General features: G+C 28.1%; 15 protein-coding genes and 3 tRNA genes. All 18 read right to left on the reverse strand.

The annotated features are described in order from the left end of the window. Positions 1 to 82: 82 nt before the first annotated feature. A tRNA-Met gene (locus H9660_RS08505) sits at positions 83 to 159 on the reverse strand. 7 nt (positions 160 to 166) lie between these two features. After that, positions 167 to 242 (reverse strand) — tRNA-Met (locus H9660_RS08510). 21 nt (positions 243 to 263) lie between these two features. After that, positions 264 to 350, reverse strand: a tRNA-Leu gene (locus H9660_RS08515). A 218-nt stretch (positions 351 to 568) separates the two neighbouring features. Continuing rightward, complete coding sequence (locus H9660_RS08520; RefSeq protein WP_191749951.1) at positions 569 to 979, reverse strand: S1 domain-containing RNA-binding protein; 411 nt, start codon at positions 977 to 979, stop codon at positions 569 to 571. An 82-nt stretch (positions 980 to 1,061) separates the two neighbouring features. Then, positions 1,062 to 1,349, reverse strand: coding sequence for an FtsB family cell division protein (locus H9660_RS16485; protein WP_341479584.1), 288 nt, complete (start codon positions 1,347 to 1,349; stop codon positions 1,062 to 1,064). Between the two features lie 83 nt (positions 1,350 to 1,432). Then, positions 1,433 to 1,822: a spore cortex biosynthesis protein YabQ gene (gene yabQ / locus H9660_RS08530; protein ID WP_191749952.1), complete on the reverse strand. Its 390-nt coding sequence runs from the start codon at positions 1,820 to 1,822 to the stop codon at positions 1,433 to 1,435. A 6-nt stretch (positions 1,823 to 1,828) separates the two neighbouring features. Next, positions 1,829 to 2,122 carry a sporulation protein YabP gene (yabP, locus tag H9660_RS08535; RefSeq protein WP_191749953.1) on the reverse strand — a complete coding sequence of 98 codons (294 nt, stop codon included), beginning with the start codon at positions 2,120 to 2,122 and terminating at the stop codon, positions 1,829 to 1,831. 51 nt (positions 2,123 to 2,173) lie between these two features. Next, positions 2,174 to 2,434, reverse strand: coding sequence for an RNA-binding S4 domain-containing protein (locus H9660_RS08540; RefSeq protein WP_191749954.1), 261 nt, complete (start codon positions 2,432 to 2,434; stop codon positions 2,174 to 2,176). Positions 2,435 to 2,499: 65 nt separating this feature from the next. Then, positions 2,500 to 2,775 (reverse strand): HU family DNA-binding protein, encoded by a 276-nt coding sequence (locus H9660_RS08545; protein ID WP_066889712.1) that lies wholly within the window; start codon positions 2,773 to 2,775, stop codon positions 2,500 to 2,502. Between the two features lie 201 nt (positions 2,776 to 2,976). After that, complete coding sequence (gene yabN, locus H9660_RS08550; protein WP_191749955.1) at positions 2,977 to 4,449, reverse strand: bifunctional methyltransferase/pyrophosphohydrolase YabN; 1,473 nt, start codon at positions 4,447 to 4,449, stop codon at positions 2,977 to 2,979. A gap of 19 nt (positions 4,450 to 4,468) precedes the next feature. Next, a complete protein-coding gene (locus tag H9660_RS08555) occupies positions 4,469 to 6,004 on the reverse strand; it encodes a putative polysaccharide biosynthesis protein (RefSeq protein ID WP_191749956.1) in 1,536 nt (511 codons plus the stop codon). 100 nt (positions 6,005 to 6,104) lie between these two features. After that, positions 6,105 to 6,653, reverse strand: coding sequence for a stage V sporulation protein T (spoVT, locus tag H9660_RS08560; protein WP_191749957.1), 549 nt, complete (start codon positions 6,651 to 6,653; stop codon positions 6,105 to 6,107). 264 nt (positions 6,654 to 6,917) lie between these two features. Next, positions 6,918 to 7,898, reverse strand: coding sequence for a peptidylprolyl isomerase (locus tag H9660_RS08565; RefSeq protein ID WP_191749958.1), 981 nt, complete (start codon positions 7,896 to 7,898; stop codon positions 6,918 to 6,920). Between the two features lie 92 nt (positions 7,899 to 7,990). Further along, the gene (gene mfd, locus H9660_RS08570) at positions 7,991 to 11,506 is read right to left on the reverse strand and encodes a transcription-repair coupling factor (RefSeq protein ID WP_191749959.1); all 3,516 of its coding nucleotides are present in this window, start codon (positions 11,504 to 11,506) and stop codon (positions 7,991 to 7,993) included. Between the two features lie 18 nt (positions 11,507 to 11,524). Further along, complete coding sequence (pth, locus tag H9660_RS08575) at positions 11,525 to 12,100, reverse strand: aminoacyl-tRNA hydrolase (protein WP_191749960.1); 576 nt, start codon at positions 12,098 to 12,100, stop codon at positions 11,525 to 11,527. Between the two features lie 103 nt (positions 12,101 to 12,203). Beyond that, positions 12,204 to 13,310, reverse strand: a complete 1,107-nt coding sequence (locus H9660_RS08580) for a S1C family serine protease (RefSeq protein ID WP_191749961.1) — start codon at positions 13,308 to 13,310, stop codon at positions 12,204 to 12,206. 22 nt (positions 13,311 to 13,332) lie between these two features. Continuing rightward, positions 13,333 to 14,751: a sensor histidine kinase gene (locus tag H9660_RS08585; RefSeq protein ID WP_191749962.1), complete on the reverse strand. Its 1,419-nt coding sequence runs from the start codon at positions 14,749 to 14,751 to the stop codon at positions 13,333 to 13,335. Next, entirely contained in the window at positions 14,752 to 15,438 is a 687-nt protein-coding gene (locus H9660_RS08590) for a response regulator transcription factor (RefSeq protein ID WP_191749963.1), read from the reverse strand. Between the last annotated feature and the right edge of the window lie 22 nt (positions 15,439 to 15,460).

Below are 15,460 nucleotides of genomic sequence, written 5' to 3' on the forward strand. Positions count from 1 at the left end.
GACCGGAATCGAACCGGTACGGTATCGCTACCGCAGGATTTTAAGTCCTGTGCGTCTGCCTGTTCCGCCACTTCAGCGTGTATGGTAGCGGAAATAGGACTTGAACCTACGACACCTCGGGTATGAACCGAGTGCTCTAGCCAGCTGAGCTATTCCGCCATATCTTTGGTTGCGGGGGCAGGACTTGAACCTACGACCTTCGGGTTATGAGCCCGACGAGCTGCCAACTGCTCCACCCCGCGATATTTAAGTTGAATTTAGCTTGGTGCTGAAGACCGGAATCGAACCGGTACGGTATCGCTACCGCAGGATTTTAAGTCCTGTGCGTCTGCCTGTTCCGCCACTTCAGCATATTTTTTCTGTCGCCCCTCAGCGACAAAATTAATTATATATTATGTTTTACATAGTGTCAACATATTTTTTTAATTTTTTCTTTACTGATTTTTTATACATAAAATTAACTCATATTAAAAATAATAGCATGTAATAAAAAACAGAAGTTATTTAAAGCTAACCTCTGTTTTTTTAGATTTATATATTAAATTTATATGATGTCAAATTTCATTTATTAATAACTTTTTCTAGATCCCTTAGATTTAAAATCTTGTTTCTTTTTTACATCTTGCATTCTTTCTTCGCTGTCTTTTAAGAACCTTGACATTATATCTTCGAAATTCCCTGTATTTGTACTAGTCTTTTTACTTTCTGAAGACCAATCTATTTCTACAGGCTTAACTGATTTTTTTTGAACATTTGCTTGTTTTATTGATAAACTTATTTTTCCATTATCATCAATTGATATTACTTTCACCTTAACTTTATCTTGTTCATTAAGATGTTGTCTAATATCCTTAACAAATGAATCTGCTACTTCTGAAATGTGAACCAGCCCTGTTTTACCCTCTATTTCTACGAAAGCTCCAAAACTAGTTATATTAACTACTGTACCTTCTAATATGTTTCCTGCCATCAAGGTCATGTTACAAAGATTCCTCCTTAAAATTAAATAATATATGTTATTATAATAATAACCTCATTTAAATATTTCTAAAACATATTCTTTAATTTTGCTTTTCAGAATTTACAACTTTTTCTCCTTCTTTGATCATGCCTAGTCTTTCTCTTGCAAGCTTTTCAAGATATTCATTAGATTCATTTACCTTTTTAAGATCCGATTCTAATTTACTATTCTTATCCTTAAGCTCTTGTAATTCTTCTTGACTAATAACAATGTCTTCTTGAATTCTTCTCATTGTAAGTTCTTGTTTTATATAATTAATAATAAAAATCGCAAAAATAAAAACTATAATTAATCTTTTAAGAGTTGCTTGCTTTTTAATTGCTCTCACCCTCTTCAAATATATTATATTATATATTTTATACACTATAAATATTTTATTCAAGTTATTTTTTTATGTTCATGACATTTCCTTCATTTTTTCCCAGAAATACTATAATATATTATTTTAATAGGATAAATAGTTGTCTTTAAAATAACTCTTATAAACTTACTGATTTTATTAATTATATATAACTCTACCTTCAAAACCTTAGGGCTTATAAATTTTATATGAAAGATTAAAGTTAAAATCATAAAAATATATACATAGGGACCTAAGAAAGCATAGTTTGTATAAAGTAAAAAAGCAAATACTATAATAGCAGTAAGAATCCAAAATAATATATCCTCTATAAACACTATTATTTTCGGAACTTTTACTCCTCTTATTATGTTATATAAATCAAATAATATCCCAGTTAATATTCCAGAAAATATGGAATATAAAACTATGTTAAATTGAACTTCTAAAGTTAACGGCATATCATCCTACTTAAATAATTTAGAAATTATACTTTCTTTTTCTTTTTTTACTTCTTTACCACTATACACTATGGAAGATACATTTCCAACTATTATTACATCCCCATTTTGAACGTCTAATTTATTCATTTTTAATTCAGATCCCTTAATAGTTAAAAATCCTAGGCTTGTATTTAATAAAATCTTTTCATCATCAAAGCTTATAACCTCTTCTGCCCCTGTAAGAACTAATTTCTTTCTATTTTCTAAAATTATATTTCCCCTTGGTTCTTCAAGTCTACCTTCACTTTTCTTTTCCATCTTATCTCCTCCACATACTCTTTATAAAAATATATGAAAGAGATATTCTTTTTATTCTTTATCTTCTTCTCCTTCTAGTATCTCATACATTTCTTTTGCATTTTCTTTTTTTACATGCTCTACTATATTTATTATTCTTGCTTTTAATGATCTATTTGCAAACTGAATTTCAATTATATCTCCTTCTTTTACAGTTGTAGAAGGTTTTGCTACCTTTCCATTAATAGAAACTCTATCACCTTCACAAACTTCCTTCGCTACCGTTCTTCTCTTTATAATTCTAGAAACCTTAAGGTATTTATCTAATCTCATAATATACACTCCTTAAATTCATTATTTATTAAAAGAACCCGAGTAAACTCGGGTTCCATTATAAACTATTTATTTACTTTTTCTTTAAATTCCTTACCTGCTTTGAATACTGGAACAGTTGAAGCAGGAATGCTTATTGTTTCTTTAGTTCTTGGATTTCTTCCTTCTCTTGCAGCTCTTTCTCTAGTTTCAAAAGTACCAAAGCCAACTAATTGTACTTTTTCGCCTTTTTCTAACGCTTCTTCAACGCTTTCTATAAATGCTTTTAATGCTAATTCAGCATCCTTTTTAGTTAATTTACTTTTTTCTGACATGCTAGTGATTAATTCTGCTTTATTCACAATTACATCCTCCTTAAATAACCCGTGTATATTTTAGTAGTTAACTATTACTGTTATATGTACTATAACTACATTATCTTATTATATATCGTCTTTTGATACTAGTCTATAACATTATGAATTTTTTGTTATAAAAGCTATTTATTACAATAAGTTATTTATAGTATAGTATAATTCATTATATAATATTCTTCAAAAATTTTATAAATCCTTCTTATTTTTATCAAATTCTTCACCTTTTGCTCTATTCCAAATTTCATCCATTTCTTCTAATGTCATTTCATTTAGAGTTTTATTATTTTTTATTGCTTCATTTTCTATAAAAGAGAATCTATTTATAAATTTTTTGATAGTTGAATTTAGAGCTTCTTCTTCATCTATCTTTAACAGCCTTGCTACATTTACGCAAGCAAAAATCAAGTCTCCTACTTCACCTTTTATTTTTTCCTTATTATTGGATTTATATACATCTAATACCTCTTTCAATTCTTCTTCAACTTTTAAAGCTGCTTCTTCTACCTTTTCCCAATCAAAACCAACCTTAGCTGCCTTTTTTTGAACCTTATTAGCTCTTATTAAAGCTGGTAGTGCTTTAGCTACAGCCTTCATTTCATCAGTTATAGTTTCAAAGTGCTTTTCTTTTTTCTTAAGATCTTCCCAATTATCTAATACTTCACTACTATTTGAAACATCTAAGTCTCCAAAGACATGAGGGTGTCTATAAATCATTTTATCACATATTGAGCCAATTACATCATAAATATTAAAATACCCATCATCTTTTCCTATAGATGCATGGAATACTACATGTAATAACACATCTCCTAGTTCTTCTATCATTCCATCTATATCATCATTATTTATACTATCTACTAACTCATACGCTTCTTCTAAAAGCTGATTTTTTATGCTCTCATGAGTTTGTTCCATATCCCAAGGACAGCCATTTTCTCCTCTTAGTGTATCTACAATTTCTACTAAATCATTGAAATCTTTTTTATTATTCATATCCTTTGGTATATAGATAGAAGTTAAATAATCTATGTCCTCTTGCATATCAAGCTCATAAATTGGAATTTTTCTAACAGACTCTTCTCCAACTATACCTGCAGCTCTAACAAAATATATTTCAGTATCATCATTGTAGTAATCAAGTAATCTTAACTTAACTTCTGATGCTATTAAAGGATTATAAACTTGAGTTATTATAGTTCCTATTCTCTTATCCAGCACTTGATTGTTTATATCAAAGGCATCAATAACTTTTAAACCCTCTATTGGATCTATCTTTAATACATCCATCATAGCATCTATAAAGCTTACTGCAGGAACTATTTCATACTTAATTCCCTTTTCATCACATAAGTTTATAAGATTAAACACAGACTTTTCAGCTACTAATGGATGCCCTGGAACTGCGTATATTATTTCTTCTAAATCATTATAGTTTTTAATTATATCATTGGCTATACTAGAATATACTTCATCAAAGTTCTCAGAAACTTCATAATAGTGGTCATATGTTTTAAAATCTTTCATCCTTTTCTTTAAATAATCTACAGTTGGATGCTTTTCTGTTCTAAAGTATACATTTTTCCCTTCTTCTAAGGCATTAACTGCTCCAATAGTCAATGCTTCTGGTGCTCCAGGTCCTAAACCTATTATCTTTATCATTAGGTTCTCTCCTTACTTTTTAATTTTTTGCAATTCTACTTTTAATTTCATCTATACTAAATATTCTAAGTAACAATATTAATATTCCATATATAATAATACCCAAAAATATAGCTATTAAGCAAGAAGAAGTATTACTTCCTGTTTTATTAAATACAAATATATACGAAAATAATACACCTATAGTCATAATTAAAGCTGCTAAAATTGGCTTTACAAAGTTTTCATATACTTTAAGTCTTAACTTAAGCTTACCTTTTAAAGAAATTAAATTAAGTAATGTTGCAACTAAATAAGCAGATATACTTGCTATAACAGCTCCATAAATATTTATTTCTGGCATTGATACTAAAACAAAAGTTAATATAACTTTTATTATACAGCCTATAAACAAATTAATTATTGGTCTTATATAATGTCCTATTCCTTGCATTATTGATGTAGTTGTTTGGGTTATTATAATAAATGGAATTGATAAAGATAAATACTTCAATATTAAAATTCCATCATATTTCCCAGGAAATATAACTTTCATTATTGGTCCTGCAAGAAAAAATAATCCTAATGTACAAGGCATTGCAATTATCATCGACATTTTCATAGATAATTGGACTTTAGACTCTAATTCACTCCTTTTATTCATTATATAACTTTCTGCTATTATAGGAATTAATGACGTTCCTAAAGCTATAGATAAAGTTAAAGGAATATTAGTTATAACGTTAGCCTTCCCAGTAAGTTGTGCATATAAAACAGTAGCTTGTTCTGATGATAATCCCGCTTGCAATAATTTTTGAGGAACAAGTATAGAATCTATCAGACTCATTATAGTTCCAACCGTAGCCCCGACGGAAATTGGTAGCGCTATTTTTAAAATAGATGTTAATACCTCAGGATTACTTTTGACTTTTTTATTCCACATTTCCTTTTTAACTTTTTTATACTTTTCATGTAAATAACTTGCTCCTATTACTCCTCCTGCTGCTGCTCCAAAAGCTGCTCCCCCTGCTGCATATTCTATTCCCTTCGGTAAAAGCAATATAGCAAGTCCAACTCCAATTATAACTCTTCCTATTTGTTCTAAAATCTGAGATACACCTGATGGTGTCATATTTTGTAATCCTTGAAAAAATCCTCTGTAGATTGTCATAATAGATATTATAAAAGGGGCAAAAGATATTCCAAGTAATGAATAATAAGATTTCATATCCCATTGAACAAATTTTATTATAGGTTTTGCAAATATAAACAATATTAAGGTTGTACCTATTCCCATAAACATCATTAATATGCTGGACTCTTTAAGTATTACAAATATGCCTTCTATATCTCCCTTTGCTTTTTTTTCAGAAATCATCTTTGAAATAGCCACAGGAACCCCTGAAGCCATAGCAACGAAAAACATATATAATGGATATGACATTTGATAATACCCTACTCCCTCATCACCTATGAGCATAATTAATGGCCATCTAAAAAATAGCCCTAAGAATCTTGCTACTATTCCTGCTATTCCTAATATTAAACTTGCCTTTACTAGCGATTGTTTCTTCATAAAATACCTCCAAACTTTAAATTACTTTAATAATTTTTATTTAAAGTTTGGAGGTATTATTACTTTTATTGATAACTTTATATTTAATTAATATATTCTACTATTGTTCCATTTGTTTACCTAAGAAAGCTGAAGCTGTTTCTGCTAACTTTAATTCTAATTCTCCTAATGCTTCTCCTGATTCTTTAGATAGGATAATAACTGCACCTATAGCATCTCCCTCAGCAATTATTGGAGAAATTACTTGGCTAGTATACTTTCCTGGTTCTTCATCATTATGTAATGGAATAGTTTTGCTTTGGTCAGTTATTAAAACTGCTTTTCTATCTTCCATTATTTTTTCTAGTTCAGCACTAACTTTTCTTTCAACATATTCCTTTTTAGATCCACCACTTACTGATATAAATGCATCTTTATCTGCTATCAATACTATATGTCCAATTGCTTGTTGTAAACTTTCGGCATATTCCTTTGAAAAATCAGTTAATTCTCCAATAGGTGAGTATTTTTTTAAGATAACTCCACCTTCTCTATCAGTGAAAATCTCTAATGGATCTCCTTCTCTAATTCTTAAAGTTCTTCTTATTTCTTTTGGTATAACAACCCTTCCTAAGTCATCAATACGTCTAACAATCCCTGTTGCTTTCATTATTATATGCTCCCTCCTTTATTAATATAAGTTGCAATATTATTATTTGACTTCTTAGAAATTTTATACCCATATAACCAAATTTTATAACAAAAAATCTGTTTATATTATTTTTTTCCTCTTTTTATTCTCTGTAAATACAAGAAATTTCCCCATTTATTTTAATATTAAATTTAATAAAGAAGTATTAAGGTAACATTTTTATAATTTTCTATAAATAAAAAAAAGAAATTCAGCTTATGCTAAATTTCTTTTTTTATTTTATTAAAGTCTATTTTCGTATGTTTTAACTTTATAATCATTTTTCCATTGTTCTATAGATGATGTATATATTTCATTTTTCTTTTCATTTTCAATTGAAGTCTTTATTGAATCTTTTGCTTCATCTAAAGTTTGCTCTTTGTAATCAGTAACTTTTATTATGTGGTATCCATAATCACTCTTTACAGGTTCAGATATTTCGCCATCTTTTAATTGCTTAAATGCATCTGTAAACTCTTGAACATATTGAGTAGTATCATAAGTAACTGTTCCTAAGCTACCACCATTTTCACTAGTTCCTGTATCTTCAGAATATTCTTTAGCTAATTCAGCAAAATCTTCTCCATTTGCAGCTCTTTCTCTTACTTCCTTAGCAGTCTCTTCATCACTAATTAAAATATGAGAAACTGTTGCTGATCTATAACTATCTAAGTTCTCATCATAATAAGCTTTTATTTCATCATCAGAAACACTTATGTCCTTAAATATTTCATTAGTCACATTAGTACTAATTAAATTAGTCTCCATGCTCTCATTTAACTTTTCTGTATACTCTTCTAAAGTTAATTCTGCATCTTCTAAAGCAGAATTAAATTCATCTTCTCCACCTAATTTTTCTTTTAAACTCTCTATATAACTTTGAACTTCTTCATCTATTTCTTCTTGTGTTGGAAGTACTCCAAGTTCTTCAGCTTTTTTATACATAAGTTTTTCTTCAACTAATACATCTATTGCTTGAAGTCTTAACTCTTTTACAGCATCTGCTATTTCTGTATTTGTTTCATAATCAGCACCGTAATATTGTTCTAAGTAAGGATCTGCTATCTCATCAACATCTCCTCTTGTAATTTTAATGTCTCCAACCTTAGCTAATACAGTATTCGCTATAGCTTCAGGTGTCTTTTGTATCATTTCACACCCAACTGCTGAAAAAGCGAAAATGCTTAATGCTGCCGTAGCTATTAATCTTTTAATTTTAACCAATGATGTTCCCTCATTTCTATTTAATTTGTTAAACCCATTTAATTATACACAAATAGTATATCAATATTGTGTCAGTTATTCAATTTATTAAATTAACTTTGTATATTTTTTGTTAAGTTATCTAAAATTTCCTTAAACAGCCCTAATATACCTTCTTTTTTTACTTCCGAATTTCTTATTCCAAAATAAGGTTTATCTCCAAACATTAAAAATACTTTATCTTTATAATTTGCTAATAAGTATTTGTAGATTTCATTTAGATTATTTGTTCCATCTGCAAAAATAAACTTGATTTCCTTAGGAGTTTCCTTAATTTCTTCTATCGAAAGTAATTTTGCTCTACTTTTTATATATGCTATATCCATTAAATTATATACAGGCTCTGGTATTTCTGAATATCTATCTTCAAGTTCTGCCTTAATATCCATATAATCATCTAAGCTTTCTATTGCGGCAATCTTCTTATATACTTCTATTTTTTGAATTTCGTCTTCTATATAAACTCCTGGTATATATGCATCTACTTTTATATCTACAGTTGTCTCTATTGGTTCTTTTTCTATTTCACCCTTAATTATTCTTATAGTATCCTCTAGCATTCTACAATATAAATCATATCCAATAGCAGCCATATGCCCATGTTGAGCAGACCCCATCATATTTCCTGCTCCTCTTATTTCTAAATCTCTCATAGCTATTTTGAAACCAGAGCCAAGCTCTGTAAAATCCTTAAGTGCCTTTAATCTCTTTTCAGCTACTTCCGTTAAAATTTTATCCTTTGTATACATAAAATATGCATAAGCTATTCTATTTGATCTACCAACTCTTCCTCTTAATTGATAAAGTTGAGATAGTCCCATTTTGTCAGAATCATGAATAATCATAGTATTTACATTAGGAATATCTATTCCTGTTTCTATTATAGTCGTACATACTAGAACATCGTATTCTCTATTCATAAAGCTTACCATTTCTTTTTCTAGCTGTCTTTCTGTCATTTGTCCATGAATAATTCCAACCTTACATTCTGGCACTAAATCTGATAAATACTTGGCCATACCTTCTATACTTTCTACTCTATTGTAAACATAGTAAACTTGACCATCTCTATTAACTTCTCTTAAAATGGCATCTCTAACTAATTGATCATTTTGTTCTACTACATAGGTTTGAATAGGATATCTTTCTTCTGGAGGCGTCTCTATTACAGATATATCTCTCGCTCCAGTTAAAGACATATGAAGGGTTCTTGGAATTGGTGTAGCACTTAAAGTTAATACATCAACATTTTTCTTTAAGCTTTTAATTTTTTCTTTTTGAGCTACTCCAAATCTTTGCTCTTCATCTATTATTAATAAACCTAAGTCTTTAAAATTTATATCCTTAGAAACTAATCTATGAGTTCCAATTAATATATCTACATTACCTTCTTTTACTGCTTGAAGAGTAGCTTTTTGCTCTTTAGCACTTCTAAATCTACTAATCATATCTATTTTCACAGGGAAATCTGAAAATCTTTTAAGCAAATTTTTGTAATGTTGTTCTGCAAGTATTGTTGTAGGTACTAGAAAAGCAACTTGTTTTCCATCCATTACTGCCTTAAATGCAGCTCTAATAGCAACTTCTGTTTTTCCATATCCAACATCACCACAAAGAAGTCTATCCATAGGCTTATCAGATTCCATATCCTTTTTAATTTCTTCAAGAGATGTTAATTGGTCAGGAGTTTCTTCAAATGGAAACTCATCTTCAAATTGTCTTTGCCATTCAGTATCCTTATTAAATTTGTGTCCTCTTAATGTGGCTCTCGTTGCATAAAGTTTAACTAAATCTTGAGCTATTTCATTTATAGATTTTTTAACTTTAGCTTTTGCCTTGCTCCAATCATTACTACCTAATTTATTTATCTTAGGTGTCTTTCCTTCTGAGCCTATATACTTTTGAACTAAATCAAGCTGATCAACAGGTACATATAATTTATCTCCCTTATCATAAACAATATCTAAGTAATCTCTTTTATGACCTCCTACCTCAATTTGTTTTATTCCTTTATATACACCTACTCCATGATTAGCATGGACTACATAATCTCCTAACTTAAGCTCTGCAAAGCTCTTAATTTTTCCTATACCTTTTCTATTTGTTTTTCTTTTAGAAATTTTTCTCTTTGCTTCACCAAAAACGTCTTTATCTGAAATTACACATATTTTTAAATCTGGATACTCAAACCCCTTTAATAAGTTACCAAATGTAATTACTACTTCACCGAACTCTACAGAACTTATTTCATCTCTATAAACACTTTCAATTTCCCTATCTCTTAATGTATTAACTAGTCTTTTACCTCTAGGTCTAGTTCCTGATAAAATAATCGTCTTATATCCTTTAGCTTTTTTTTCTTTAATATCATCAATTAAAAGATCTAATTGGCCTTGGTAGCTATTTAATGTTATTCCATTTAACGAATATTTGTTAATAGGATTTAATATGTTTGAATTCGTTGCAAAAACATCTAATGTTATTACTTCATTAGATTCTAATTTTTCTATTAATACTTCTTTATCTATTAAAAGATTACTTTGAGAAGGTAATATTCCTCCCCTTTGTAAAAAGGCTTCATAATTTTCCTTAAACTCAAAATAACAACTCTCAAGCTTTCCTTCGCATTTCTTAACTTCATCTACTATATATACATAATTTTTTACATAATCAAAAAAGCTATCTGGCTTTTCATAAAAGTAAGGCAAATAACTATCTACAGTTTCAAATGTTAATGTTTCTGTTAAAGATTCTATGTTAGCTGTTACTAAAGCTTCTAACTTTTCTATTCTTTCTTTATCTGATTTATCGCTAGATTTTACTTCTTCAAGTTCTTTTAAAATATTTTCTTTTCCTCTATTTAGAGCTTCTTCACTTAATATAATTTCCTTAGCAGGGAAAATCTCCATGCTGTCAACCTTTTCAATACTTCTTTGGGAATCAGTGTTAAATGTTCTTATGGAATCTATCGTATCTCCAAAAAGCTCTATTCTATATGGATATGTTGATGTAGGCGGAAATACATCTAATATTCCTCCTCTTAAAGAAAATTCTCCCTTGCCTTCTACAGCTTCAACTCTTTCATATCCACACTCTAAAAGTTTTCTAGATAGTTCCTTAAAATTAATATCTTGATCTACATTTAAGATTATATTATATTTCATAAATAAATCTTTAGGAGTATAAACTGATGTTAGTGAATCAATTGAAGTAACTATTATTTTTTTATTATTATTTAATATTTCCTTAATTACTTTTAATCTAGCCCATCTTAAATCTCCAGATATAGCATCTATATTATAAAAAACTACTTCCTTTGCCGGGAAGTAATAGACATCATTAGTATAAAAGCTTAAATCTTCATATATATTTTTAGCTTCCATATCACTATGAGTTAAAATAACCATTGAGGAATTTATACTTTCATAAATCCCAAATATACCATAACTCTTTCCCGAATCAGACAATCCATTTATATTTATAGGATATTTATCACTTTTTATATCAGCTATTATTTCATTAAAAGTAGAACTGTCTATTAAGGGTTGCAATGCCCCCTTTAATCTCATTTAAATACACCATCCTTACTATTTATTTTTTGATAGCTTAAATCCATTTAACTTGTTCATAGCTTCTTTTGTACCATCTTTAATTATTATTTCAACAGCTTCAGAAGATGATTCTATAACTTCATTTAAGTCGTTTATTTCTTCTTGATTAAACTTACCCAATACATGCGAAACTAAGTCCCCCTTAGGTTGTCCTACACCTATCTTAATTCTTGGAAAAATATCTGTGCTCATATTAGATATTATACTTTTTATACCGTTATGTCCCCCTGCACTTCCTTTTTCTCTAATTCTAAGCTTACCTACTTCTAAACTTATATCATCATATATGACTAAAACTTCTTCATTTTCTAATTTATAAAAATTAATAGCTTCCCTTATACTTTCACCACTTAAATTCATATAAGTACTTGGTTTTAATAAAACTACCTTTTTATTGTTTATAAAACCTTCCCCAAATACCCCTTTAAATTTTGTCCTGTTTACATCTATATTATACTTCTTAGATAGATAATCTATAGCTTCAAATCCGATATTATGTCTAGTTCCATCATATTCCTTACCTGGATTTCCTAGACCTACAATTAAAAACATAGTATTTTGACCTCCTATTGAATGTTTGCATATTTATTATTATACTAGTTTTTTACAATAATAAAAGACTTTTAAAAAAAATAGCAACTCTATTATTTGGTTGCTATTTATTAACATTATATAATCGTATATTTATCTCTTCTTCTTTTCCGCCCCTCATTACTTTACAAGTAATATTATCTCCAGCTTTCTTATTTTTAAGCATTTTTAGAACTTCATTTGTATTATTTATTTTTTTACCATCTATTTCAAATATTATATCAGTTGGTTTTAATTCTGATTCATAGGAGCTATTATTAAGATTTATTCTAGCCACATATAATCCCATAAAATTATCTCCATTTTCTTTATTCTCTATGAATCCACCTTCTAAAATTCCTAATATACTTTTTATTTCATTTGTATTATTAAGAACTTTTTCTATAGAACTTAAATCTAAAGCATAATATAAACCACTTATATTCATATCATCAGTTGCCTTTTTACTTGCAATACCTATAAGTTCTCCATTTGCATTGCTTATTACTCCACCTGTATTCATTATATTAATTGGTGTGTTTACTTCTACTAAATCATAACTCTTATCATTAATATTTAATTTCCTATTAGTAGAGGTAATTACTCCAGGAATTACACTATCTATATACTCACTACCAGTTGAATTGCTGATTAAAGCTACTCTTTTTCCTTCTATTAAATCACTTCTAGGAGCAATTTTAATTGGTGTTAATTCTTCATCATGATACACTTTAATTATTGCTATATCAATATCTTTATTAGCTACTATAACATCAGCTTTGATTGGCTCTGAACCAATTAAAGGAAGTTCTACATATATATTATTAACATCACTTATTACAGAGTAATTAGTTAATATTTTTCCATCACTTTCAATTATTATTCCTGTTGTATTACCTTCTACAAATTCGCCTTTACTAAGATTTTCTTCACTTCTAGATATAGTAACTATTGAATTTTTAACTTTATCAATTAAACTTGAGTATTCTAAAATTATATTGCTATTTTGAATTTTATTATTCATGTCTATAATATTTTGTTTATATTTAATATTAATAAACGAGCTATATAAAATTATAACCAATATAATACATATTAAGAAAATCCTTAAAAACTTTATAATAATTTTTACATTAGATTTTACTTTTTTTCTTTTAAATTGTATTGAAGGAAAATTATCTTCTTTACTCATGTTTCACACTCCTTCAAAAAAACTACTTTTTAGCACTTCTCTTTAAAGTAAATGTAAATTTAACACCTTTATTAATAATATTATCAACCCAAATATCTTGATTATGTTGAGTTAATATTAATCGTACTATTGGTAATCCTAATCCCATACTAACTTTATTAGTCCTAGACTTATCCACCTTATAAAATCTTTCCCAAATCTTATTTATATCTTCTTTAAGGATTGTTGGACCACTATTAAATATACTTACATACACTAATTCTCCCTTAGTAAATGTTTCTATTTCTATTTTCCCACCTTCATGTCCATATTTAATTGCATTTTCTATAATATTAATTACAACTTGAATTATTCTATCTCTATCTCCAAGACAATACTCATGATTATCATTAAAGATAACTTCTACCTTCATCTTTTTCTCTTCTATTTTACCTTCTAAATTTAATATACAAACTCTTATTATTTCATTAATATCCATTTCAACAATATTTAATTTAAATTTTCCAGATTCCATAGAAGATATATCTAATAAATCCGATACAAGTCTAGAAAGTCTCCCTATTTCATCATTAACTATATTTAAATAATAGTTTTCCTTATCTTTTGGTATTACACCGTCTATAATACCTGTTATAAATCCCTTTATAGATGTTATAGGAGATCTTAATTCATGAGAAACATTAGAAATAAATTCTTTTCTTACTGTATCTACTTTTTCCAAGGATTCTGCCATTATATTAAAGGATTCTGCTAATTCACCAATTTCATCTTCAGAATCTATGTAAACTCTTTTTTCCACTTCTCCCTTTGCAAGTTTCTTAGCTGCATTATTGATCTTTGCTAGTGGTTTTATTAATATTCTTTGTGCTAAATAGTAAACACCAATGCTAGATAGTATAACAGCTATTAATACACCTAGCCATACTATTGTATATAAATTATGTATACTAGATTTCTTTTGTATCTCTATTAAAACAGTTATTCCATTAAAGCTATTATTATTAAATAAAGGTTTATAATAAGCCTTATATCTTTTATTAGAATTAATTATGAAGTCTCTTTTTATAATTTCTCCTGTCTTTAATAACTCCATATCCGTGTCATCAATTTTTATTTTAGTATACTTTAACTGAGATAGTTCATTATCTGAAACAGCATAAATATACCCTTGGCTATCAACAATTAATGAATCCATATCAACAGAAGCCTTTATTATTTTCATAGTGTTTTTTAAATCTTCAAAACCCTCTTCATTGTTATTTAAAAATTCTGTTGTAGATTCCTCTATTATTTCTATATATTTTTTTATACGTCTATCTTTATCATCATAATACTCTTTATTTATCCAAGCAGTAAAAAACATTCCTATAAGTATTAAAAATAATGATGTAATTGATGAAAATGTAATTAAAAGCTTGTATATTACGCTTTTCTTTTTCATCTATTTCACCTCAAACTTGTATCCCACGCCCCATACAGTTTCAATTTGCCAATTATCTCCTCCATTTAATTTTTCTCTTAATCTTTTTATATGAACATCTACAGTTCTTGAATCTCCAGGATAATCATAACCCCAAACCTCGCATAATAACTGCTCTCTAGTAAAAACTTTATTTTTATTACTTGCTAAATAATGTAGTAGTTCAAATTCCTTTGGTGGCATCTTTATTTCTGTGCCTTTATAAACTACACTATATGAATTTGCATCTATATTTAAATCTGAATAGTTTATTATCTCAGTATCTTTTTCATCATAATTATACCTTCTCATAACAGCTTTTACTCTTGCTAAAAGTTCTTTAGGTTCAAAAGGCTTTACTACATAATCATCCGCTCCAAGTTCTAATGCTAGAACTTTATCAAAAGTATCGCCCTTAGCTGTTAACATTATTACAGGAATTTCATTATTTCTTCTTATCCACTTTAATACTTCAATTCCATCTATTCCAGGAATCATAATATCTAATAAAACTATATCAGGTTTAAACTCTGTAAATATATTACATGCTTCTCGTCCATTAAAACATTTTCTTGTTTCATATCCAGCACTTAATAAATACATATTTATAACTTCACATATATTTTCATCATCATCTACAATTAATACTTTTCCTAATCTATTATCCATAAAAACACCTTCCTTATTTTTA

Origin of the sequence: Clostridium gallinarum (genome assembly GCF_014836325.1) — a bacterium.
GTDB classification, from domain to species: Bacteria; Bacillota; Clostridia; order Clostridiales; family Clostridiaceae; genus Clostridium; species Clostridium gallinarum.

What these genes read in the sequence shown, in the direction of transcription:
- H9660_RS08520 (WP_191749951.1), bottom strand. Translation starts at nt 979, where the DNA reads ATGACCTTGATGGCAGGAAACATATTAGAAGGTACAGTAGTTAATATA.
- yabQ (WP_191749952.1), bottom strand. Translation starts at nt 1,822, where the DNA reads ATGCCGTTAACTTTAGAAGTTCAATTTAACATAGTTTTATATTCCATA.
- yabP (WP_191749953.1), bottom strand. Translation starts at nt 2,122, where the DNA reads ATGGAAAAGAAAAGTGAAGGTAGACTTGAAGAACCAAGGGGAAATATA.
- H9660_RS08540 (WP_191749954.1), bottom strand. Translation starts at nt 2,434, where the DNA reads ATGAGATTAGATAAATACCTTAAGGTTTCTAGAATTATAAAGAGAAGA.
- yabN (WP_191749955.1), bottom strand. Translation starts at nt 4,449, where the DNA reads ATGATAAAGATAATAGGTTTAGGACCTGGAGCACCAGAAGCATTGACT.
- H9660_RS08555 (WP_191749956.1), bottom strand. Translation starts at nt 6,004, where the DNA reads ATGAAGAAACAATCGCTAGTAAAGGCAAGTTTAATATTAGGAATAGCA.
- spoVT (WP_191749957.1), bottom strand. Translation starts at nt 6,653, where the DNA reads ATGAAAGCAACAGGGATTGTTAGACGTATTGATGACTTAGGAAGGGTT.
- mfd (WP_191749959.1), bottom strand. Translation starts at nt 11,506, where the DNA reads ATGAGATTAAAGGGGGCATTGCAACCCTTAATAGACAGTTCTACTTTT.
- pth (WP_191749960.1), bottom strand. Translation starts at nt 12,100, where the DNA reads ATGTTTTTAATTGTAGGTCTAGGAAATCCAGGTAAGGAATATGATGGA.
- H9660_RS08580 (WP_191749961.1), bottom strand. Translation starts at nt 13,310, where the DNA reads ATGAGTAAAGAAGATAATTTTCCTTCAATACAATTTAAAAGAAAAAAA.
- H9660_RS08585 (WP_191749962.1), bottom strand. Translation starts at nt 14,751, where the DNA reads ATGAAAAAGAAAAGCGTAATATACAAGCTTTTAATTACATTTTCATCA.
- H9660_RS08590 (WP_191749963.1), bottom strand. Translation starts at nt 15,438, where the DNA reads ATGGATAATAGATTAGGAAAAGTATTAATTGTAGATGATGATGAAAAT.